This window comes from Bacteroides sp. An269 (assembly GCF_002159755.1).
Taxonomy (GTDB): Bacteria; Bacteroidota; Bacteroidia; order Bacteroidales; family Bacteroidaceae; genus Phocaeicola; species Phocaeicola intestinalis.
Window position 1 is genome coordinate 1 of the sequence record NZ_NFJG01000062.1, and the last position, 24,678, is coordinate 24,678.

Genomic DNA, 24,678 nt, shown 5'->3' on the forward strand with positions numbered 1-24,678 from the left:
TTGTGATGAGGAAGATAGCGGGCTATCTGACGAAGAACAGGAGCGGAAAGGACCAAAAAATCGCCCAAAGCACGCACGAAAACGGATACATCAAGCCAAGAAAAACTTTCTGGAGAAATTCAAAACAGCTTCTTAATCTGCGTAATCTGTGGTGAAAAAATTAATTTCTCTCTTTCGCCACGATGAGATTCAGCCGCCGGTAAACATACGAGAAGGCAGGAATCAGGAAGAGGCAGGCGAAGAGCCATGCGGTAGGGTCGCCGAAACATACACCTAAGAATCCGAATGCCGGAACTACGATGAGGCTGACCAACACACGGGCTATCATTTCGGATACCCCCGAAAACATGGCGAGTTTGGTATAGCCGGCTCCCTGAATGCTGTAGCGAAGAACACTCAGCAATCCGAGCAAGGGGAAGAAAGAAACGTTGATATGGACAAAGAGAGCCGTATCTTTAATGATTTCCGTTTCGCTCGGGTCGACAAACAGAAGGGCTATCTTATCTGCCCAACCCCAGATGATGATGTTTACTGCTATAATGTAAATCATCATCATGCCTACTGCCGACTTGATTCCTTGCCAGATACGGTCGGGTTTGCCTGCTCCGTAGTTTTGTCCGCTATAGGTAGCCATCGCCATGCCTAAACTGTCGAGGGCGCACATAAATACCATTTTAATACGCATCGCAGCCGTAAATGCCGCAACGCACGCCGTGCCTAATGCATTGTTGGCACTTTGCAGCATGATACTGCCAATGGCGGTAATGGAGAATTGAAGTCCCATCGGTACACCGATAGACAAAAGTTGCTTGGCAAGTTCGGGACGGAATCGGCGGTCGGAAGCTGTGGTGCGCAATATCTCGAACTTACGGTTCATATAAAGGTAGCATAAGAGTGCGGATACGCCTTGAGATACTACCGTAGCTATTGAAGCTCCTGCCACTCCCCAGCCCAATACCAAAATGCAGAACAGGTCGAGGAATATGTTTAATACGGTAGAAAGAAGCAGGAACCAGAAAGGGGTCTTGCTGTCTCCCAAAGCCCGGATAACACTCGAAAGCAGGTTGTAGAAGAATGTGCACGGAATACCGATGAATGTGATGAGCAGGTATTGATAAGCTCCTTCGAAGATATTTTCAGGAGTTTGCATGCTTCGTAGGATGAAGGCGCAAAGCAAACTGGTAATGACGGTTATCGCCACCGACATGACTCCGGCTATTTTCAGGCTTACAGATACGTAACGGCGCATCGTGACATAATCTCTTGCACCGAACTTCTGTGCCACGGGGATAGCGAAGCCTCCGCAGCATCCGTTGCAGAACCCCAGTATCAGGAATACCACCGAAGTGCTGGCTCCTACCGATGCCAAAGCATTGATGCCTAAGAATTTGCCCACGATGGCGGCATCTACCAGCGAGTAGGTTTGCTGTAATAAGTTTCCTAATAATAGGGGCAAAGTGAAATTGAATATCAACGGTAAGGAAGCCCCCGAAGTCATTTCTTTTGATTGTGCCATACTACTCCAACTAAATCGGGTGCAAAATTAAGTGAAAGCCGATTATTGTGTTCTTTCGAAAGAGGAATAATCGGATTTTTATTGAAAATCTTGTGCTAAATCAAGAGTGGGAAAGTATGATTTGAAAGAATCTGTTTGGATATGGAGAAAGAATCATATATCTTTGTTGTAACTTAACCTAAGAAAAACAAGAAATAGGATGAAGCGTTTGCTCCTTATTATATATATCTATATGGCATTCGCAGCAGGACGTGTCTTTGCAGAAGTGCCTTTCGTGGTGTTCACACCAATTGATGCTACACAAGGGTTATCAGGTAATCAAGTGAGGAACATTGCCCAGCTTCCCGATGGACGCATGTTGATAACTACGGTCGGCCAGTTTAATTTGTATGACGGCACAGGATTCACTTACCTGCATTATGGACCAGAACATATTTGTAAACTTTCTACTTATTCTGGTTTTCATCATGAATATATAGACGGGCATGGGCATGTATGGATGAAGAATTGGTACATGCTTGTGGCGGTGGATATCACCACAGAGCGGATGTTAGCCCGTCCGGATAGTTTATTGAGGCAATGGGGGGTGGATGAACCATTGAAGGATTTTTTCATGGATGAGGAGAAGACTCTTTGGGTAGTGACAGAAAGTGATAAGCTGGTTTGTATCCATAGCAAGGATTTGCAGGCAAAATGTATATTGCATCAAGTGTCTTCTTTGTCAGGACAAAAGGATGATTCACTTTATGATTTGGCAGTATCCAAGGGAAAACTTTATTTGTTTTATCATTCAGGTACATTGTTTTGCTATGATTTGACTTCCCGGCGTGAAATGTATCGAAAGAAGTTAGGCGATGTCTTGCCGGAGGATTGGTATGGAAATACATCATATGCCGTGGCACGTCAAGACGGTTTTTATCAATTGTGTAACGGGAAAAGTGGCGGTGCATTGCTTTATTATGATTATGAATCATGTAAGTGGACTGAAGTGCTTCGTGTACCTTATTGGCTAAATGATATTTCGCCCGATGGGGAAGGGAATGTGTGGCTGACTTGTGCAGAAGGGCTTTGGTTTATTTCATCGGATTTAAGTCAAAAACACTACATTCCTGCGGTGAAGTTAGTAGACGGGCGGAAAATAGAGACTGAATTAAGCACGCTTTATCATGATGCCCGTGGCGGATTGTGGGTCGGTACGTTGAATAGAGGTATGCTTTATTATCATCCAGACCGTTTTCGTTTCCGTAATATCGGACGGACTTTATTTCCGGTTACAGATGATGAGGATTTACAGGTTATAGGCTTTAGAGAAACCGATGAACATCAGCTATTGGTGGAAACAACGGAAGGCATATTTGAATATACTCCTGATAATGTACTTTCTCCATTGAAAAAAACAGGCTTGTCTGTATTTCACAAGAACATTTCAATAAGCGATTCGTTGCACATTTCGCCTTTACATCCTTGTAATGATGTATTAATTGATTCTGAAAAGAATATCTGGATAGGGCAAGAAGATGGGTTGGTGTACTGGAATCCAAGAACAGGTACTAAACGTACATTTTATACAACAGACGGTTTGGTCAATAATGTAATCCGTTCAATTATTGCGACTTCTGATTCTACGCTTTGGATTGCAACAGCTAACGGACTTTCTTATCTGACGGTTCATTCGGGGAGAGATGGGACAGACCGTTATTCATTTGCCAATTTCAATCAATTGGACGGAGTTATTGAGAATGAGTTTTGTTCCCGTTCAGTCTTTCAAGCTTCTGACGGTACAATTTATTGGGGGGGCATCAATGGATTCAATAGCCTTTCTTCTTCTAAACGGGTGTTAGGGCAGTCTCCTTTTATTCCGCTTTTTGTCGGCTTTAATTTGTTTGGGAAGCGGGTAGAGCAAGGAGTGGCATACGATGGTAGGGTGATTTTGGAACGTCCTTTGTCACAGATGCAAGAGATTGTATTGGAACATGACCAGAATTTTTTCTCATTGGAGTTTTCTGCTTTAAATTATATCAATCCTACTCAGACGTATTATCGGTATTGTTTAGAAGGGTTAGATGAGAAAGAATTGCAGATGCGTTCTTCAGACGGACGAGGATATGTCACTTATACGGATGTGCCTCCTGGAACGTACTGTTTTCGTGTTCGTGCAACACGTAACGGTGAAAATTGGCAAGGGTGTTATGCTGAATTACATATTACGGTGAATCCTCCTTTCTGGCAGACTCCGTGGGCTTACTTACTTTATGTCTTGGCTACATTAGGGGCAATTGTAGGTTCGTTAACTGGTTATTTACGTTATAAGAAACGTTCTCTGATACGTGAACAAAAAGAGAAGTTGGACGAAATGAAGGGCATATTTTTGCAAAACATCAATCAAGAATTGCAGGCTCCTATAGAAAAAATGTTGCCTTCTTTGGATGAGGCACTTTATTCGGTGAATGAAGGTTGTATGAAGCGTCGGTTGCAGGGAATAAAACAGGAAACTTTAGGATTGAAAAATCTGATAGGGCAATTGGCTGACGGCGTATTGCTTCCTTTGCCTGCGGATGAGAAAACACTTGATTTGGATGCGCTGTTAATGGATATGCGTCGTTTATTGGAAAAGCAAGGAGAACGGAAAAGACAATCGCAGGAAAAGGTATTGCCTGATAAGGAGAATGCTTTGTTGTCGGAATCTGATGAGGCTTTTATCCGTAAGGCATTGTATTATGTGGAACAGAATCTTACAAATCCGGCATATTCGGTTGAGGCATGGAGCCGTGACCTTTGTATGGATCGTACCGGATTATATCGGAAATTGGTAGCAATAGTAGGAAAAACACCAACTAGTTTTATTCGTTCCGTTCGGCTGAAGCAGGCCGCCCGTTTGTTGGAAAAGGGTTATACAGTAGCCGAAGTGGCAGATATGGTAGGTTTTAGTACATCGAGTTATCTTAGTAAATGTTTTCAGGAAGAATTCGGGGTACGGCCATCTCTATATGTGAATCGGAAAAGAAAACATTGAAAAAATACTTGGGTTTTCAACATTTATGTTATTCCTTGCAACATAAGTGCATTGTGTATGACATGAAACAAATTACCTTTGTAGTGATTCATTTTATACAATGAAAACATAATTGTTAATTTAATTTTTTAATCTTATTTTTATGAAAAACTCAAAAGGTGTAATGTTGGCTATTTTGGCCACATTTTGTTTGAATGGGTCGGTATTTTCATTGTCTGTCCCGTTAGATACCGGCATGAAGGAGCAGTTGGGCAATGGTATACAATCGCAACAGCAGCAAGCAAAAATCAAGGTGACAGGAAAGGTAGTAGACAGGAACGGAGAGCCAGTTATTGGTGCTTCTATCAAAGAGGAAGGTTCTACAAACGGTACAATTACCGATTTGGATGGAAATTTTTCTCTGGAAGTAACAAAGAAGGCTATGCTTGAAGTTTCTTTTATCGGTTTCAAACCTGAACGTGTATTGGCTCAAGCAAACAAGACTTTGCAAATAACTATGCGCGAAGATACGGAATTGCTGGACGAAGTGGTGGTAATCGGTTACGGTACGCAACGTAAGGGAGATGTAACCAGTGCGGTGGCCAGTGTGAAGGCAGATGACTTTGTAAAAGGGGCGGTCAAAGATGTCGGTCAATTGATTCAAGGTAAAGTGGCTGGTTTGGCTATTACCAATCCGAGTGGTGACCCGGCAGGAGGAACGCAGATACGCTTGAGAGGAACGAATACTATTGGTGGTGCAAATACAAATCCATTGATATTGATTGATGGTGTTCCGGGTGATTTAAGCACGGTAGCACCGGAAGACGTAGAAAGCGTAGATGTGTTGAAAGACGGTTCTGCAGCAGCCATTTATGGTACACGCGGTACGAATGGTGTGATTTTGATTACAACCAAACAAGCTAAAGGAGGGGATATTTGTGCGGTAGATTATAGTGGATACATCAGTACATCTATGTTGGCAAATAAATTGGATATGCTGGACGGACGTGAATTTGCCGCATTGTATCCGGATTATGATTATGGTTATAATACAGATTGGGTAGACGAAATAACCCGTACTCCTGTCAGTCATGTGCATAACCTTTCTTTGATGGGAGGCAATTCGAAAACCAGTTACATAGCCAATATCAATTATGCAGACCTTCAGGGAACCATGAAAAAATCAGATTTTGAGAATTTCCGCGGGCGTGTCGAAATTACGCATCGGATGTTTGATGATAAGGTAAGATTGAAATTTGGTGTATTCGGAAGAAAAAGCCAAATGGAGTCTACTACCAGCGGAGGAAGTTTTCGTGGAGCTGTCTATTCACAAGCTACACGCCGTAATCCGACCGAACCTATACGTAATGAGGACGGGTCGTGGTATGAAAATGTAAACAAGTTCGAATATGAAAATCCATTGGCTTTGCTGTATGAAGCAGGAGGAAATGTGAAACGAACAGAATTACGTTATAATGGAAGTATTACATATAATCCGATTAAGGATTTGACGTTGTCTGCCATGTTTTCTTATACCCGAAAGAACATGAACCGTGGATATAGTGAAACTCAAAATCATATCTCGGCATTGCGTGACCATAAAGACGGATGGTCTTCTGTCGGTTCTTCTACAGAAATGGAAAAATTGATGGAATTGACAGCGCAGTATAATAAGAACATTAATGAACATACATTCTCTATCATGGGGGGATATACGTATGATGAAACTGATTATGAAGATCTTTATTTTGACAATTACGGATTCCAAGACGATTATTTTGGCGGATGGCACAATATCGGTATCGGGTCTGCTTTGAAAGAAGGAAAAGCATCGGCAGGTTCCAGCAAGACACGTACCAACCTGATTGGTTTTTTTGGTCGTGCTACTTATTCATGGAAAAACCGCTACTTGTTTATGGCCGCCTTGCGTTATGAAGGTGCAAGTCAGTTGTGGGGGACTGATAATGCATGGGGATTGTTCCCTTCAGTTTCATTCGGTTGGAGAATCACAGAAGAATCATTTATGCAACATCAGAATGTATTCGATGATTTGAAGCTTCGTATAGGTTATGGTGTGACAGGTTCCCAGCCTGCTAAATCATTTTTAGGAGTGGCTATGCTTAAATATGGTTCGTATGCATACGTGAATAATGCATGGATACAAACTATTGTTCCAGCTTCTAATCCGAATCCGGATTTGCGTTGGGAAGAAAAGAAAGAAACGAACATAGGTCTTGACTGGGTTTCTTGGAATGGACGTTTATCTGGAACGATTGATTATTATAACCGCTTGGTGGACGGTCTGATTTATGATTATGCGGTGCCCACTCCTCCGAACTTATATAATACAACTACCGCTAATGGTGGTAAGATGAGAAACCAGGGTGTCGAAGTGCTGGTTAATGTGATTCCGGTACAGACAAAAGATTTTGAATGGAGCACTGCAGCAACATTCTCTTTCAACTCGAACAAGTTGGAGAGCCTTTCAGGAAGCATTTTTAAAACCGAGTATGATTATTTCGATACTGGTTCAGTAGAATATGCCGGACAAGTGGCATCATCCCATCGGGTGCAAGTAGGAGAAAGTATTGGTAATTTTTATGGATTTAAAGTTGTTGATGTGGATAGCGAAGGACGTTGGATTTATGAAGACCGGAACGGTAATTTAGTTAATTACAAAGATTTCACTCATGCTCCAGAAGACAAACATGTTATCGGAAACGGTTTGCCGAAATATTATGCTGGATGGAACAATAACTTCCGTTACAAGAATTTTGATTTGGCCATTACCATGCGTGGTGCGTTTGGTTTCCAAATTATCAACGGTGCCCGTATGAACTATGAAAATGTGAAGAATTCCCGTGTAGAAAACCGTTTAAAGTCTGTCAATGATTTGATTTTTGGTAAGCATACATTAAGTCCGGAAGTTGAACCTGAATTTAACAGCTATTATGTAGAGGATGGTGATTACTGGAAAATAGATAATATTACCTTGGGATATAATTTCGGTAAGATTGGGAAATATATAAAGTCTTTGCGTCTGTATGCTTCGGTATTGAATGCGTTGACTATTACAGGTTATAAAGGTATCGATCCGGAAGTTCCCACCGATGGACTGACACCTGGATATGATACGCGAGACCGGTATCCGACATCACGTTCGTTTACTTTCGGAGTTAATGTTAAGTTTTAATTTTTTCAATATTTACGGCAATGAAAAATACGATAAATCATAAATTATGTTCGATTGGGCTGATGGCTGTACTTTTAGCAAGCAGCAGTGCATGTACCAATCTGTTAGATGAAAGTTTTGGGCAAGTGGTATCAGAAAACTATTCCCCCAAAACCGAAGAGGAAGTAAGTTATTTGGTGAATGCGGCTTATATTCCGTGGCGTGAAACTTTTTTGCAATGGAATGGGGTTGTCCGTTCTCAGGAATTGTCTGCCGATCAGGATGTTATTCCTGCTCGTTTGGGTATTGGTTGGGTAGACGGATATATCTATAAGCGTTGGCATGAGCATACATGGACTACAGAAGATGACGGGGTATTGCAGGGTTGGGAACGCACGTACAACGGCATTAATACCTGCAACCGGATTCTTTCTCAGATAGAGGATGGAGAAATCACGGTGGATGAGGCTACAAGAGAACCTTTGATTGCAGAATTGAAAGTGTTACGCGCATCTTATTATTATATATTGGTAGACCTTTATGGAAATGTGCCTATTGTGACAGACTTCAAGGATTCTTCTTTACCTAAACAGTCTACACGGAAAGAGGTATTCGACTTTATCATAAAAGAAGTGACAGAGAATATTGATTTGTTATCAGAAACTCCACGTGGATATTATTATGGACGTTTTAATAAATGGGCTGCCCATACATTGCTCGCTAAAATGTATTTGAATGCAGAAGTATGGTCAGGTACTCCGCAATGGCAAAAGTGTATAGACGAATGCGATGTAGTGATTAATTTTGCTAATTCTTCCAATGAATATGCTTTGGAATCGAACCAAAAGAATATATTTGTTACGAATAATGAAAATTCAAAAGAAATCATTTTCGCATTGCCTTTTGATGAAATTTACGTAACCGGCTGGAATGATTTTGATTTCCATATGTACACACTGGCTCCGGAAAACCAAGATACTTATCAATTTACTGAACGGCCTTGGGGAGGTGTATGTGCTATACCGCAATTCATTGACACCTTCCATCCGAATGACCTTCGTCTGGCACAAAATTATATTCAAGGTCAGCAATATACAGCTTCAGGTGAAATCTTGCAACGAAGCGATGGTGAAGGACCGCTGATTTATACGAATTCAGTGCCTTCTATTGATGCTTCTGATGTAGATGATGGCTATCGTTGGGGTAAGTTTGAGTATGCTCAAGGGATAACTAACCGTTTAAGTAATGATTGGCCTTTATTCCGCTATGCAGATATTTTGATGATGAAAGCAGAAGCATTGATGCGTTCGGGGCAACCAGGTGCTGGGGAGTTGGTTACCGAAGTTCGTAAACGTGCATTCGAGGACATAAATGACGCTATTGTGACTGATCAGCAATTGGAAGAAGGTAGTTGTTATGATTATGGACGCCGTGATGAAAATATGGAAACCCACGAAGGTGGAGAAGATATAAAATATGGTCGTTTCTTAGACGAATTAGGATGGGAATTTTGTCAAGAAGGACGTCGCCGTCAAGACATGATTCGGTTTGGTGTATTTACAACGAAATCATGGTTCTCTCATGATAAGAGTAACCCGAACCGGAATCTGTATCCGATACCTAATAAGATTATGTTGACTAATAGCAATCTGACACAGAACCCGCAATAAACTGAGGGCAGTTTTTTATAATCCATCCGCAATGATTTTTTCGTATGTTGTGGATGGATTTTTTATGGACTGTCATTGAAAAACAAGGCAGTTCTCAACATTTGTATTGTTTCTTGCAACGTTGGTACATCATATAAGATATGAAATGGATTATCTTTGTGAAGTTGTTATATAATCAAAATATAGAAAATAGCTTTATCATGAAAAAACGAAATTTGATTCTGTTTGCAGCACTGGCATCGTGTATGGCAACTTGGGCACAGACCTATGAGAAGACCGAACATGGAGTAAAATTTCAGACTGCTTCGCCTATATTGAATGGAGAAGTGGTGTTTTATGCGCCATCCATCGTGCGCGTAGTGAAGTATCCATCGGCAGAGATGCCTGAAAAAAAGAGTTATCCCATTATCAAGACTCCCGAAAAAGTAGATATTACTTATGCGCAGGACGGGAGCAAAGTGCGGATGACTACTTCCAATATGACCGTTACACTTGATATTACTACTGGAAAAGTCGTTTATGCGGATGGGAAAGGAAAGACTTTGTTACAAGAAAAGGAAATGGGAACAAACTTTATTTCGCGCAAAGACGTTACGCAAGACGCTTATACCGTCAGTCAGTCGTTTGTCCTCCAACCTGAAGAAGTCATTTATGGATTAGGGCAACGCCAAAGCGGAGCAATGAACCATCGGAATCAGCAGATTCATCTATCGAACGGGAACACGAATATCTGCATTCCTTATTTTACTTCTGAAAAAGGATATGGCGTGTACTGGGACAATCCGGGCATTTCGGATTTCAGCGATACGCCCTACGAAACCTCGTTCTCTTCGCAGGTAGGGCATTGCTCGGATTATTATTTTCTGTATCGTGATGGTACGCAGGACGGTGTAATCGCTTGTGTTCGTGACCTAACAGGAAAGGCAACCATGTTTCCGTTGTGGACCATGGGCTATTGGCAATGCCGCGAGCGTTATAAAAGCCCCGATGAATTGTGCGATGTGCTAGACCGTTACCGTAAACTGGAGATTCCACTCGACGGCATTGTGCAAGACTGGCAATATTGGGGATGCGACTCGAACTGGAACGCGATGAAGTTTATGAATCCCCGTTATATCAATAAAATGGCCGATCCGGTAGCCATGCGTTATCTGCCCAACGGAGAAGACCCGAAAGCGAAATATCCGAAACCTCGTATCAAGAGTCCGGAAGAAATGGTGGAATATGTACACAAGAACCATGCCCACCTGATGATTTCGGTATGGGCAAGCTTCGGACCGTGGACCGGTCAATTCAAGGAGTTGGATAAGATGGGTGCTTTGCTGAAATTCGAGACATGGCCTCCCAAGTCGGGCGCGCATCCGTATGACCCGTTCAATAAAGACGCACGCGATTTGTATTGGCGTTATCTCAGTCATTTGCACAATATGGGTATTGATGCGTGGTGGACTGACTCTACCGAGCCCGACCACTTGAATCCCAAAGAGAGTGATTTCGACCTGATGACTGCCGATGGTTCGTTCCGCTCGAACCACAATGCTTTCCCCTTGGTGCACAACCGGGGCATTTATGAGCATCAGCGCAGTGTGTCAGATGAAAAACGTGTATTCCAGATGACCCGTTCAGGCTATTTGGGTCAGCAACATTATGGTGCATTAAGCTGGAGTGGTGACGTTGTATCCAGTTGGGATGTATTGCGCCAGCAGATTCCTGCCGGACTGAATTTCACGCTTTGCGGTATTCCATTTTGGAATACAGATCTAGGTGGTTTCTTTGGTTGGGAGTACAACAATGATTGTACCAATGTTGCTTATCAGGAATTGCATGCACGTTGGTTCCAGTGGGGATGCTTCATGCCCTTGATGCGTAACCACTGTTCATCGCCCATGATGAATGAAATATGGCTCTTCGGCAAGGAAGGCGACTGGGCATACGATGTGCAGAAGCGTTTTATCGAATTGCGTTATCGCCTGCTGCCTTATATATATAGCTTAAACGGTGCAGTAGTACAAGAAAACGGCATGATGATGCGTCCGTTGGTGATGGATTTTGCCCACGATCGAAAAGCCATTTTGCTGGACAACGAATATCTCTTTGGAAAGAATATTTTGGTACGTCCTGTGACTGACCCGCTTTATACGAAAAAGGTAGAAGGCAATAAAGGAGTGGCTATCGTGCCTGATATTGCTAAAGCGTCCGCACCGATGAAGGTTTATCTGCCGAAGGGTACGAAATGGATTGATTTTTGGACCAACGAGCCGGTAGAAGGCGGACAGGAAATCAGCCGTGAGTGTCCTGTCGACATCCTTCCGCTTTACATCAAGGCGGGAAGCATCCTTCCGTTAGGTCCAGAAGTGCAATATTCGGATGAAAAGAAATGGGATAACCTCGACCTCTGCATTTATCCAGGTGCCGATGGTGAGTTTACATTATACGAAGACGAAGGTGACAATTACAATTACGAAAAAGGCATGTTCTCTACCATTCGTTTCTCTTGGGACGATGCCTCTCGCACACTTACCATTGAAGACCGTAAAGGGGAATATCCTACGATGTTGAAACGCCGCAACTTCCGCATCACACTGATGCAGCCCGGCAAGCAGACAGCAGAAACTGTTATCGCAGAGGCTGATAAGAAAGTCAGCTATTCGGGAAAGAAGATTTCGGTAAAACTTTAAGCAGTTAATAGTTAATAATGCGAATCAGGAGTTAAACGTAATTATGTTTCACAGAAGTTATCACTTCATTCAGGAATTAAAGGCCAATAGTCCTGCTTCTGAAATAATGCAAGAGGTATTGTCATCTAACTCCTAGCCCACTATGCGGGTGATAACTTCTTATAACTCCATTTTAACTCCTGATTGGCATTATTAACTATTCATTATCCAATTATCATTGGATTCCGTTCTCACGCAGTTTCAGTTGCCATTCCCATGCCGAGCGCAGTGTGTCTTCCAGTGAAGTTTCTGCCTTCCAGCCTAGTTCGTTGTTGGCGTATGTCGGGTCTGCCCATACTTGTTCGATATCTCCTGCGCGCCGTTTGCCTATCTGGTAGTTCAGTTTTACACCTGTCGAAGCTTCAAAAGCGTGAATCAATTCCAATACAGAAACGCCTTTTCCAGTACCGATGTTGAATACCTCTACTGTGTCTTTCTGCTTGCCGTCCAGAATACGGTGCATTGCTGTGACATGTGCTTTTGCCAGGTCTACTACGTAGATGTAATCGCGGATGCACGAGCCATCCGGTGTGTTATAGTCATCACCGAATACAGTAAGTTTTTCGCGGATGCCGATAGCTGTTTGGGTCAGGTAAGGGATGAGGTTTTGCGGTACACCATTGGGCAGTTCGCCGATAAGTGCTGTCGGATGAGCTCCAATCGGGTTGAAGTAGCGTAGCAGGATGGCGTGTATGGGTGAGCCTGAAGCGATGGTGTCTCGGATGATTTCTTCATTGATTTGCTTGGTATTTCCGTAGGGGGATTCAGCTTTCTTGATAGGAGCCTCTTCGGTAACGGGTAAATGGTCCGGTTGGCCGTATACAGTGCATGATGAAGAGAAAATGATGCCTTCTACGCCATGGCGTGGCATTAGTTCCAACAGGTTGATAAGCGAGACGATATTGTTGCGGTAGTATAGCAGAGGTTTCTGTACAGACTCGCCTACGGCTTTGCTGGCAGCGAAGTGAATAATTCCTTTTATGCCTGGATATTTCGTGAATACGTTTTCCAGTGCGGCATAGTCCAGACAGTCTACGTGTTCGAAAGCGGGGCGGATGCCAGTTATTTTTTCAATGTTGTCCACCACATCGGCGCGTGAGTTTGACAGGTTATCCACAATCACTACATCGTACCCGTTGTTTTGCAATTCTACTACGGTATGCGAACCTATGTAGCCCGTACCGCCAGTTACTAAAATTCTTTCTTTCATTTTATAAGGTATTAATTTGATAAGGTTCTTATATTATCCATACAAAAATAGAAAGAAATATCGAAAAATGAATGTATTAAAAAACAAAAAGGCGCAAAATGACCGATTTGTAGTCCCATTATGACGATTTTGATACACAGGCTTTCGGCAGGGGACTTCATGAAGTGTCTAAAAAATAAAGACGAGGATAGAATTATTTCTATCTTCGTCTTTATGTCGGAATGAGGCGACTCGAACGCCCGACCCCTACGTCCCGAACGTAGTGCGCTACCAACTGCGCTACATTCCGATTGTGTATCGTCCTCTTTCGATAACGGGTGCAAAGGTAAGGCTTTTTTTGATATTCACAAAATAATAGTCGTTTTTTTTTCTTGAAAAATGCGAATTTCTTTTATACCGCTTGTGTTTTTGCTGTATAATTGGCTGCGATGGGAGAATGCGTAGCTGTTATACAATGTGTGGTATGGATTTATGCTTTTTGTTGATGTTGTCACAGGATACATGAATTCACAGACAACACAGAGAAGCACATAAGCAATAAGCAAAAAATCTGTGTTTGCTTGTGTCTTTCAGGTGTGAAAAGAGGCAAGTAAACACATTGGTTTCCTTGCCTCTTCCTGATTTGCAGAGCTTAAATATATATGCTCTTTGGGCTATTTGAATTTTCTAATTTATAGCATCGCCATTTCGTTCAATACATTGTAAACTGAGCTGCAGATACCCAGTAGAACGATACCCAACAGGCAGATAACCAGACAGGCACGTGTCATACCACTGCTACGGAAAGTGGGCAGCGGGTTGTCGTTCGGAGTAATGTACATCGCTTTCACGATGAGCAGGTAGTAATACAATGAGATGATTGTGTTGACCAATGCCAGGAATACTACCAGCCAGTGTCCGGCATGGAAAGCTGAAGCGAACACGAAGAACTTCGAGAAGAAACCGGCAAACGGCGGAATACCTCCTAGCGAGAAGAGTGCCAGTGTCATGATGAAGCTCAGGTGCGGGTTGGTTTTGTAGAAGCCGTTATAGGCATCGCGGTCTACACGTCCGCCGTTATGTTGCTCTACAGTAGTGATGACACCGAAAATGGCAAGATTTGCCACGATGTACACGATGACATAGTAAACCAATGAAGCCATACCTTGTCCGTCGGCTCCAAGTACAGCCAGCATAATGTAACCTGCCTGTGAGATACTACTGTATGCCATGAAGCGTTTCAGATCGTGCTGCAGGATAGCGAAGATGTTGGCAATGGTGATGGTTACAACAATAACTACCGACAGCATCAGGCTCCAGTTATCAATCATGGGACCGAATACTTTGACCAAAATGCTCATCAAAGCGAATGCTGCTGCACCTTTCGATATAACCGACAGGTATGCAGTAATGGCAGTTGGCGCACCTTGGTAGGTATCGGGTGTCCACATGTGGAACGGTACCAGACTCAGCTTGAAGCCCAAACCGGCGAAGAAAAAGACCATTGCCATAATTTGCAGCGGAGTGCCTGTAAGCAAGGCAGGCAGGTCATCGAAGTACATGGTTCCGCACGTGCCATAAACCAACGATAGGCCATATAGCATCAATGCCGATGAGAACATGGCGTTCAAGATAAACTTGGTGCCTGCCTCTGCACTATGATGCCGGTATTTGTCGAAGGCTATCAGGCAAGCCATCGGGATGCTGGCAAGTTCCAAGCCTACATAGAAAAGCAGGAAGCTGCCTGCACTTACCATATAGTACATACCCAGCAGGGTAGAGAGTGTAAGCACATAAAATTCGCCGGATTTGTGGCGGGTGTCTTCGCGATTAATCCATGAGTCTGCCTGCATGAATACCAGCAGGGTGCCTACAGTGAGAACGGTCTTGACGATGGAAGCCATCGGAGTCGTACGGAACATACCTCCGAAAGCTTCGCCTGTGACCGGCATGATGTTCAGTGCGATTTGCACTACTAAAAGTCCGCATGCCAAACCCTGTAACGCCTTGTGGTTAGGCTGTTTCAGTATTAAGTCGGCAAGCAAGATGATAATCAGTATCACTGCCAGACTGATTTCTGCTTGCATGGCGGAAAATATTGCACTTATATCCATAATGTCTTGATTAATGTATTAATTGTGAAATGATAGGTTCGACACTTCCGCTGATGACGTCACTTACCCAGTACGGAGCAAGTCCAAGTCCGGCAACAGCTGCGATAAGGCAGATAACGGCAAGGCGTTCGTCCCATGTGGCGTCTGTCAGTTTCAGGTGTTCCGGATTCTTGCAGGTTCCATACAGGATTTTTCCAACAACGCGCAGGATGTACACTGCTGTGATGACGATACTCATCGTAGCGATGATGGTACAGGTGCGGTGGAAGAGGTCTGTATGCTGGAATGAACCGACAAAGACGGTCATTTCGGCAATAAATCCGCTTAAGCCCGGCAAACCGAGATTGGCAAGACCGGCAATCACATAACCTACTGCCAAAAAGGGCATGATTTTCATCAAGCCGCTTAACTGGCGGATGTCACGGGTATGTGTGCGTCCGTAAATCATACCGATGAGGGCAAAGAACAAGGCTGTCATCAAACCGTGGCTCAGCATCTGCAGGATAGCACCTGTCGAGCTGACACGGGTAGCCATCAGCAAAGCAAACAATACCAAGCCGCAGTGGCTTACAGATGAGTAGGCATTGATGTATTTCAAGTCAGTCTGTACGACGGCGCTGAATGCTCCGTAAACAACCGAGATAGTAGTCAATACCAAGAAGAAATCACCCCAATATGCCATACCGGTAGGCATCAGGTACATTGCCACACGGAAGCATCCGTAGCCTCCCAGTTTCATCAATACGCCGGCATGGAGCATAGATACGGCGGTCGGTGCCGAAGCGTGACCGTCAGGGCTCCATGTATGGAATGGGAAGAGGGCTCCCAGTACACCGAATCCCAAAAATACCATTGGGAAGAATACCTGTTGGAATTCAGTCGGTATTTTCAGTTTGGCGATTTCAATCACGTTCATGGTTTCTGCTCCGGCACCATAGAAGATACCCAGAATACCAATCAGCAGGAATGCCGAACCACCCATTAACATCAAGGTCAGCTTCATGGCAGAATATTCTTTGCGGCCGCTTCCCCATACACCGATAAGCAGGTACATCGGAATCAATGCCACCTCGTAGAACATGAACATAGTGAACAGGTCGGTAGAGATAAAGAATCCGAATACACCGGTACTTAATAAAGTAAACCACATAAAATATTCTTTGGTAAGCGGCTTCAGCTTCCACGAAGCGAATGTTCCGGTGAACACGATGATGGCACTCAGCAGCAACATTACTACCGAAATACCGTCGACACCTACTGAGTAGGCAATGTGTAATGGGGCATACCAGCTGATGCTATCGGTAAAAAGCATTTCTTCGGTTGCACCCCCGTTTCGAAGTCCAATATAAGAAACGGTAAGGTATGCGGCAAGAACCAGCAGGATACTGGATCCGGCTACCATCACTCCTCTTACCTGATTCAGGTTGCGGGCTATCCATAAACCCAACAGCATCAGCAGAGGTACTAATACGAAAAGACTTAATATATTCATAATACTAATAACATGACGGTTAATACTATAACTCCACCCAGGAACCACATGGTATAGCTCTGGATTTTACCATTCTGTATAGGCTGGGCTGCTTCACCTGCCGCGTTGGTGCTCCAAGCCATGAAGTTCATGAATTGGTCGATAACGTGACGGTCGAACCAGGCAAGTGGAGTAGAGATGCAGCGGAAAATGATTTTCTTGGTTACGAACAACCAGATTTCATCCATGTAGAAACGCTTGTAAGCGGCACGGTGCAACGTCGGGAAACGTTTTGCCAGCATATCGGCAACCGGTTGCTTGTCGCGTGCATACATCCATGTAGCCAGTGCGATAGCAATCAGGGCTACCACGATGCTGGTTACTGCCACTTGGGTATTCAGGTGGATGTCGTAAGCATGACCGTTAGCTGAAACAAAGTGACCGAACGGAAGAATCCAACCACAAACAATAGTGATGGCTGCAAGTACCATCAGCGGGAAAGTCATGCTCAGCGGACTTTCGTGCGGGGTATGATGTTCGTGCAGTTCCTTATTCTCTGTTCCCCAGAAGATGCCGTAGTACAGACGGAACATGTAGAATGCTGTCATGCCGGCGATAATCGTCATAATCCAACCGATTACCGGACTGAACTGGAAGCAGGCGGTCAAGATTTCATCTTTTGAGAAGAAACCTGAGAACGGAGGGATACCTGCAATAGCCAGGCAGGCAATCAGGAAGGTGATGTGGGTAATCGGCATATACTTGCGCAAACCGCCCATGGTAGACATTTCGTTGCTATGTACGGCATGGATGATACATCCGGCACCCAGGAACAACAAAGCCTTGAACATGGCGTGAGTGAACAGGTGGAACATACCAGCCATATAGCCCAAACCGCCTTCATGCGGGTCGGCAGAAGTACAAACTCCCAGTGCTACCATCATGAAACCAATTTGAGAAATGGTTGAGAAGGCAAGCACACGCTTGATATCGCTTTGCACACAGGCGACAGATGCCGCATAGAAAGCTGTGAATGCACCTACGTATGCTACAAGATGTAGTGTTTCGGGGGCATAGCCGATAAACAATGGGAACATGCGGGCTACCAGGTAAACACCGGCAACCACCATGGTAGCAGCATGGATAAGGGCACTGACTGGTGTAGGACCTTCCATGGCATCGGGCAACCAGATGTGCAACGGGAACATGGCACTCTTACCAGCACCACCAATGAACATCAGTCCGAGGGCTAACGGCAGTACCATACCGCATTTCATCAGCTGTTCCTGTTCGGGAGTGAAAGTAAAGGTTCCCATATAGAAACCGTAAAGCAGAATACCGATGAGGAAGCCCAAATCGGCAAAACGTGTAACGATGAATGCTTTTTTGCTTGCTGCAATGGCTTCTGGTTTCGTATAATAGAATCCGATAAGCAAATAAGAAGAAACACCCACTAACTCCCAGAACACGTACATCTGGAAAATGTTGGTAGCAAGGACCAATCCCAGCATAGAGAATGAGAAAAGCGACAAGAATGCATAATAACGCTGGAATCCCACTTCTCCTTTCATGTAACCGAATGAGTAGATATGCACCATCAGGCTGACCGTCGAGATGACAACCAGCATCATTACCGAAATTGGGTCGAGCAAGATGCCCATGTCAATGTGCAGCGAGGTGTTGAAGGGTAGCCATTGGATATTCCAAGGCATCAGCGTCTGGAAAACTCCTTCTGCCGTGCGTGGAGCCGTGAAGTATTCGTAAGCGGTGAGGTAGCTCAGAATCGTAACAGCTGTCAGTGACAATGTGCCGATGAGCCCCGCTACGCGATGTTTCATGTACATACCCGTCAGTCCCAATATCAGGAAACTCAGAACGGGCAGCGCGAGTATCAGTATTGTATATTCCATAATCGATAATTGTTTTAGTTATCCTTTCATGTCGGTGATGTCATCGGTCAGGACTTGTTTCACGTTGCGGTACACATTGATGATAATGGCTATCGCTACGGCTGTTTCAGCTGCTGCGATGGCAATACCGAATAACGTGAAGAAATGTCCTTCCAGTTCTCCTGGAAAAAGATAACGGTTGAATACGGCAAAGTTAATGTTCGTTGCATTCAGCATAAGCTCGACGGAGATGAGCAGTGCCAGCAGGTTTTTGCGGGTAAAGAATCCGTAAATACCACAAAACATCATGATGGTACTGATGACCAAGTAATGTATTACATGTATTTCCATAAATTGAACCTCCTGTTTATTTTTCCTTTCGTGCTATCAGGATGCCACCAATCATACATGCCAGCAGCAAGACACTGACTACCTCAAAAGGTAATACAAATTGATATTTATCCGTTCCTACAAGAGCCAAGCCAACTTCGCGTGAGGGAAGTTCTTCTCCCAGCGGGATAGTGTTGAGGGCAAATCCATTGGTGAAAAGCAGCAAGAGAACCAATGCGGCACCTACTACTGTGGTAGTGAGCAGGCTGAATAGCTTGGCTTTGCTTACTTTGTATTTCATGTCTTTGTCCGAACGGGTCAATGCGATAGAGAATACATACAATACAATGATACCTCCGGCATACACCATCAGCTGGACAGCACCCAAGAACGTGTAGCCCAGCATAAAGAATATCGCCGCGGTTCCGAAGAGAACAAACAGCAGGTAGGTAGCGGCACGCAACAGTTTGCCTGTGGTTACAGCAAGTACCGAGCACACTGCAATGGCGAGTGCCACTACGAAGAATACGATATTTTGAAATGATAGTATTTCCATATTCTATTTTGATTATTTAGCGAGGGTTGAACCTTCGTGGTTAAGGGTCAAGACGAGCTTGTCTTTCTCGAACACCGCGTTTTCAAAATCGTTGGTGAACTCAATGGCACCATGAGGGCAGGCATTCACACACAAGTTGCAAAACATGCACGAGCCAAGATTGTACTCATATTTGACCAATACTTTTTTCTTCTTTCCGTCGGCATCTTCACGCGTTTCTGTCGTGAGTTTGATTGTGCCGTTCGGGCAATTCATCTGACACAGTCCGCACGCGATGCAGTGATGATGGTTCTCTTCATCGTGAATCATCGTCAGCTTGGCACGGTGGCGTTCGGGGATGTGCAGGGTCGTATGACGGTTTTCAGGATATTGCTCGGTAATTTTCGGTTCCAAAAACACTTTCATCGAAGTGCGCAGGCCGATAAGCAAGCTTTTTAAGCCTGAAGCATATCCTTTTATATAGTCGCTGAAACTTTCCATGTTAATTCTGTATTAAAAAACGAGTCCATAAACTTTGCATACAGCCATCACCAGCATGACGAGCAATGACAACGGCATGATGTATTTCCATTCCAAGGTCAGTACTTGGTCGATACGCAGACGTGGGTAAGTCCAACGCAGCCACATCAGCAGGAATACGACGAAGAACGTTTTTCCCAAGAACCATACAATACCCGGAATGTAGTCCATTACAGCGTTGAATCCGTCAAGACCGGCAATGTGTAGCGGCATCCATCCTCCCAGGAAGAGGGTAGTGGCGATTCCCGATGTGATGAACAGGTTCAGGTATTCTGCCAAGTAAAAGAATCCGAAATGCATACCCGAATATTCGGTATGGTATCCAGCTGTCAGTTCTTGTTCTGCTTCGGCAAGGTCGAACGGGCCACGGTTTGCCTCGGCATTACCTGCAATCAGATAGATGATGAATGCTACGATGGCTACGATATGTCCCTTGAAAATGTTCCAGCCGTTGGCTTGACTCATTACGATTTCGTGGATATCCATTGTTCCACTTAGCATCACCATGGTCAGTACCGTGATTCCGATAGAGATTTCGTAGCTGATGAGCATTGCACCGCTTCGCACGGCACCGATAAGGGTATATTTGCTGTTACTGCTCCAGCCGGCAAGCAAAATGCCCAAGATACCGATGGAAGAGGCTGCCAGCACAAACAAGATGCCGATGTTCATACTCAGAATTTCTCCACCATTGTGCCAAGGCAGGCAGGAGAACGTCAAGATGGAGGCAAGAATCACAAGGAAAGGAGCCAGACCGTATAGGAACTGGTCGGCATTCTTCAGCTTGAATACTTCCTTGATCAGAATCTTGATAACGTCTGCCGGAACTTGCAGCAGACCTCCTTTGCCACCTACACGGTTGGGACCGATACGGCACTGGAAAGCCGCGCAGACCTTACGTTCCATATAAATAAGGATGATGGCAAGCACGGCATATAATACCAAAATAATAACACCCACAACGACACATTCCAGGAAAATGGCAAGACCTTCCGGCATTATACCGCACAGCCAAGAGTGGATGGCGGCCAAGAGCGGTTGCAGGTTATAGTAATCTAAAAATGCTTGGTTCATATTGGTTTATTCTTAATTTTTAATAGGCTTGCGCCGAACGTTGTTTCTTCTTTCTCATCGGTCGATATCCGGGATAACGAAGTCTACCGAAGCACCGATGGCAATCAGGTCGGCAAATTTCCAGCCACGGCAAAGTGTGTCCATCGCCTGTACCAGTGGCAATCCTGTCGAGCGGAAGTGCATACGGTAAGGAGTCTTGTCACCATGACTTTCGATTACGACACCAAATTCGCCACGGCTTGCCTCTACTGCCGATGTCCAGATACCTTCCGGCAACTTGATAATCGGTTTGGTCTTTACGCGGAATTCACCTGCCGGAATGTTGTCTATCAGTTGTTCGATGATGCGGCATGATTCCATGATTTCGTCCATACGTACCATGTAGCGTGCGAAAGTATCACATTCGTTGTAAGTGATTTGCTTGAAATCCACCTTGTCATACAATGCATACGGGTGACGTTTGCGCACATCGTTTGCCCATCCTGTAGCACGTCCTGTGCCTCCGGTGCATCCCATTGAGATAGCGTCTTCTTTGGTCAGGATACCTACGCCTTTCATACGGGTATCAGCAATGACGTTTCCGGTAAAGATATCGTGATAGTCCTTGATGACTTTACGCAGATGCTTGATGAAATCTTTCACTTTCTGGCAGAAAGTGGGGTGAATATCATCTTGCACGCCGCCGATTACGTTATAGTGCTGAATCAGACGTCCTCCTGTAGTTTCCTCGAAGATGTCGAGTATCATCTCTCTTTCACGGAATCCGTAGAAGAACGGAGTCATGGCACCCATATCCAATACCAGACAAGAATAGAACAGCAAGTGAGAATCGATACGTTGAAGCTCGTCCATGATGGTGCGGATGTATTGTGCACGTTCCGAGATTTCGATGCCGGCAGCTTGTTCGATACATGTACACAGTGCGTGGCGGCTTTGGTGGGCACTCAGATAGTCCAGACGGTCGGTCATGCCCAATGTCTGCGGATAAGTCAGGCTTTCGTTCATCTTTTCGATGCCGCGGTGGATGTATCCCAATACGGGATCGACTTTCTTGACCACTTCTCCGTCAAGCGCGATTCGCATACGTAATGCACCGTGTGTAGACGGGTGTTGGGGACCCATGCTTACGACAAAATCATCTTCACCGAACACACGGTGGGCAATGCCTTGCAGGGTTCCGTCGCGTTGCAGACGGTATTCTTTGGTAATATCCGCATTGATTTCATTGTCCAAACGCAAAGGGTTTGATTTCATATCGTAGTCTTTGCGCATCGGCCAGCCTATCCAGTCTTCCCGCAAGAAAAGACGGCGCATGTCCGGATGGCCGGTAAACAGGATGCCGAAGAAGTCGTATACCTCGCGTTCTTTGATGAGGGCAGTCTTCCATAAATCGCTTACGGTGGGAAGCAACGGCTGTTGGCGGTCGGTTGTTGCGGTGCGGATGGCTATGGTATCGCCCGTTACGGTCGATTCCATGAAGTAGATGGCTCCCAGACCTTCTTCACCCCAGTCCATGCCTACAATGTCGCGCAAGAAATCCATCGGGCTTTGCGGGTCGTTTCTCAATCCTTCTGCCACGTGACGGAAATCGCTTAATGGCACTTTGATGACTCCGGCATTTCCCGGACACACTTCTGCTCCTTGTATTGTCTTCATTACGTCGTCACGTTTCATACCTGACCTCCTTTCGCCTTTTCTGTTTCGTTATCGTTTACCTCATCATTTGCTTCGGTCTTGCGGTTTACACCTCCCAGGTAGCGTTCTACCTTCATTTTGCGTTGCAATTGCATCAAACCGTAATAGAAGGCTTCAGGACGTGGAGGGCAGCCGGGAATGTATACGTCGACAGGAATTACTTTGTCGATACCGTTTACTACGTTGTAGGATTTGATGAACGGACCTCCTGAAATGGTACATCCGCCTACGGCAACTACATACTTGGGCTCTGCCATCTGATCGTACAGACGTTTCATTACAGGAGCAGTACGATAGGTGATGGTACCCATTACCACCAGTACATCGGCTTGGCGAGGGGAGTTACGTGTTACCTCGAATCCGAAACGTGCCATGTCGTAACGTGCGGCACCCAATGCCATGAATTCGATGGCGCAGCAGCTTGTTCCCAGCAACAATCCCCATACAGAATTGCTTCGTCCCCAGTTGATCAGGTCATCGAAAGTGGTCAGGATAACACCTGCACCATCATCGTTCAACTGCTGGACCATGCGTTCCAGATAGTCGTTGTTCTTGAACTCATCATACTGCATAGAGCGGATTTTCGGTTTCTTTATTTCCATTCCAACGCTCCTTTCCGCCAGGCGTATGCCAAGCCCAAAATTAATACTAACAAGAAGAATGATACACACACTAATGCGTAGGCACCGATTTCAGTCACTACATTCGCCCACGGGAAGAGGAATACGGTCTCGATGTCGAACATCAGGAACAAGATGGCAAACAGGTAATAGCCTGCCTTGAACTGTACCCATGACTGTCCGCGGGTCGGGATACCACACTCATATGGTTCACCCTTTTGCGGGTTGAACGTGTGAGGCGCGATAAGGTTTGAAATCGTCAGTGCCGCTACCACCAGCACAACGGCTGTCAGGATAGCTACAACTAAAAACGTGAAAAACATATATATAATTATATTTGATGATAATTCTCTTGTCGTGTGCGATTACGGCCGGTCTCGGAAAAGGCACACACCATTCTTGCCCTTATAGGTGGCACTATAAAGGATTCATAAAGTATTAGTGTGGGTTTTGTCCGTTTTTTCATTGCTGACCAGTCTGAAAACTGGAGGCAAAGATACGTATTTATTTTTAATTAACAGGAAGCAAAATTGCATAAAAAAGTAGACAAGCGGGCAAATATTTAAGAATCTCTATGTTGGGCTAATGGTAAAAGCGGTTCAGAGGAGGGGTTTGGAGGTGTGAAGACAGTCTGTTGTCAATTCTTGTTGGTCAGGACAGGTGCAAGGCTGGACTGTGTAATTTGATGCAATCGGTATGTGTATGCCGGTGTGGCTTGTCGGGTGGAGGAAGGTGTATGGATGTCCAGAAATGAGAATGTCTGCATCTGACTAATCATTATTCCAGCATATATCAACTGCATGATAAGATGCATTGCAGTCCTTGCCCAGTCCCAGTACCAGTAGGACTGCAGTCCTACTGGTACTGGGACTGGCAACGCAGTTAACTGTCTTTGCCGACACAATCTTATCCCGGAAAAGGACAAGCAATGTCCGCTGCCTCCGCCCCATAATTATGCCCACAATGATGGTATAGCAATAGGGGAATGCGGAACATCCTCTAAAACAATTCACAAAATAAACCTGGGCAAGATTTAGGAACTGTCTCTTAGAAGCTGTTTTGAATTTCTCCAAAAAGTTTTTCTTGGCTTGATGTATCCGTTTTCGTGTGTGCTTTGGGCGATTTTTTGGTCTTTTTCGCTCCTGTTCTTCGTC

General features: G+C 44.7%; 17 protein-coding genes and 1 tRNA gene. 4 read left to right on the forward strand and 14 right to left on the reverse strand.

Annotation, left to right across the window (positions count from 1 at the left end):
* Positions 1-160 precede the first annotated feature (160 nt).
* Positions 161-1,516, reverse strand: a complete 1,356-nt coding sequence (locus B5F71_RS11950) for an MATE family efflux transporter (protein WP_087210619.1) — start codon at positions 1,514-1,516, stop codon at positions 161-163.
* A 199-nt stretch (positions 1,517-1,715) separates the two neighbouring features.
* Between B5F71_RS11950 and B5F71_RS11955 the strand changes: the two genes are divergently transcribed.
* The 4 genes from B5F71_RS11955 (at position 1,716) to B5F71_RS11970 (ending at position 12,028) form a co-directional block, all read left to right on the forward strand.
* Entirely contained in the window at positions 1,716-4,529 is a 2,814-nt protein-coding gene (locus tag B5F71_RS11955; protein ID WP_087210622.1) for a helix-turn-helix domain-containing protein, read from the forward strand.
* Positions 4,530-4,764: 235 nt separating this feature from the next.
* A complete protein-coding gene (locus tag B5F71_RS11960) occupies positions 4,765-7,701 on the forward strand; it encodes a TonB-dependent receptor (protein WP_087210646.1) in 2,937 nt (978 codons plus the stop codon).
* Positions 7,702-7,721: 20 nt separating this feature from the next.
* Positions 7,722-9,350 (forward strand): RagB/SusD family nutrient uptake outer membrane protein, encoded by a 1,629-nt coding sequence (locus B5F71_RS11965; RefSeq protein ID WP_087210624.1) that lies wholly within the window; start codon positions 7,722-7,724, stop codon positions 9,348-9,350.
* Positions 9,351-9,550: 200 nt separating this feature from the next.
* Entirely contained in the window at positions 9,551-12,028 is a 2,478-nt protein-coding gene (locus B5F71_RS11970) for a TIM-barrel domain-containing protein (protein ID WP_225226470.1), read from the forward strand.
* A gap of 214 nt (positions 12,029-12,242) precedes the next feature.
* On the opposite strand, the gene galE is transcribed toward B5F71_RS11970, so the two are convergent.
* The 13 genes from galE to B5F71_RS20295 all read right to left on the reverse strand — a co-directional run.
* Positions 12,243-13,277 carry a UDP-glucose 4-epimerase GalE gene (galE, locus tag B5F71_RS11975; protein WP_022039673.1) on the reverse strand — a complete coding sequence of 345 codons (1,035 nt, stop codon included), beginning with the start codon at positions 13,275-13,277 and terminating at the stop codon, positions 12,243-12,245.
* 216 nt (positions 13,278-13,493) lie between these two features.
* Positions 13,494-13,566, reverse strand: a tRNA-Pro gene (locus B5F71_RS11980).
* 382 nt (positions 13,567-13,948) lie between these two features.
* On the reverse strand, positions 13,949-15,370 hold the full coding sequence (locus B5F71_RS11985; RefSeq protein ID WP_022039674.1) for an NADH-quinone oxidoreductase subunit N: 1,422 nt from the start codon (positions 15,368-15,370) through the stop codon (positions 13,949-13,951).
* 10 nt (positions 15,371-15,380) lie between these two features.
* Positions 15,381-16,862 carry an NADH-quinone oxidoreductase subunit M gene (locus B5F71_RS11990; protein ID WP_087210630.1) on the reverse strand — a complete coding sequence of 494 codons (1,482 nt, stop codon included), beginning with the start codon at positions 16,860-16,862 and terminating at the stop codon, positions 15,381-15,383.
* Entirely contained in the window at positions 16,859-18,751 is a 1,893-nt protein-coding gene (gene nuoL, locus B5F71_RS11995; RefSeq protein ID WP_022039676.1) for an NADH-quinone oxidoreductase subunit L, read from the reverse strand. Before nuoL ends, B5F71_RS11990 begins: the two co-directional genes overlap by 4 nt.
* Before the next feature lie 18 nt (positions 18,752-18,769).
* Positions 18,770-19,081: an NADH-quinone oxidoreductase subunit NuoK gene (nuoK, locus tag B5F71_RS12000; protein WP_087210633.1), complete on the reverse strand. Its 312-nt coding sequence runs from the start codon at positions 19,079-19,081 to the stop codon at positions 18,770-18,772.
* 16 nt (positions 19,082-19,097) lie between these two features.
* Positions 19,098-19,616, reverse strand: a complete 519-nt coding sequence (locus tag B5F71_RS12005; RefSeq protein WP_087210636.1) for an NADH-quinone oxidoreductase subunit J — start codon at positions 19,614-19,616, stop codon at positions 19,098-19,100.
* Positions 19,617-19,628: 12 nt separating this feature from the next.
* Positions 19,629-20,096, reverse strand: coding sequence for a 4Fe-4S binding protein (locus tag B5F71_RS12010; protein ID WP_022039679.1), 468 nt, complete (start codon positions 20,094-20,096; stop codon positions 19,629-19,631).
* Positions 20,097-20,108: 12 nt separating this feature from the next.
* Positions 20,109-21,134 carry an NADH-quinone oxidoreductase subunit NuoH gene (gene nuoH, locus B5F71_RS12015; protein ID WP_191764353.1) on the reverse strand — a complete coding sequence of 342 codons (1,026 nt, stop codon included), beginning with the start codon at positions 21,132-21,134 and terminating at the stop codon, positions 20,109-20,111.
* A gap of 129 nt (positions 21,135-21,263) precedes the next feature.
* A complete protein-coding gene (locus B5F71_RS12020) occupies positions 21,264-22,883 on the reverse strand; it encodes an NADH-quinone oxidoreductase subunit C (protein ID WP_143269891.1) in 1,620 nt (539 codons plus the stop codon).
* On the reverse strand, positions 22,880-23,506 hold the full coding sequence (locus B5F71_RS12025; protein WP_087210640.1) for an NADH-quinone oxidoreductase subunit B: 627 nt from the start codon (positions 23,504-23,506) through the stop codon (positions 22,880-22,882). Before B5F71_RS12025 ends, B5F71_RS12020 begins: the two co-directional genes overlap by 4 nt.
* The gene (locus B5F71_RS12030; RefSeq protein WP_022039683.1) at positions 23,497-23,847 is read right to left on the reverse strand and encodes an NADH-quinone oxidoreductase subunit A; all 351 of its coding nucleotides are present in this window, start codon (positions 23,845-23,847) and stop codon (positions 23,497-23,499) included. Before B5F71_RS12030 ends, B5F71_RS12025 begins: the two co-directional genes overlap by 10 nt.
* Positions 23,848-24,294: 447 nt before the next feature.
* On the reverse strand, positions 24,295-24,678 hold a 384-nt coding region (locus B5F71_RS20295; RefSeq protein WP_158098087.1), incomplete at its 5' end, for a hypothetical protein.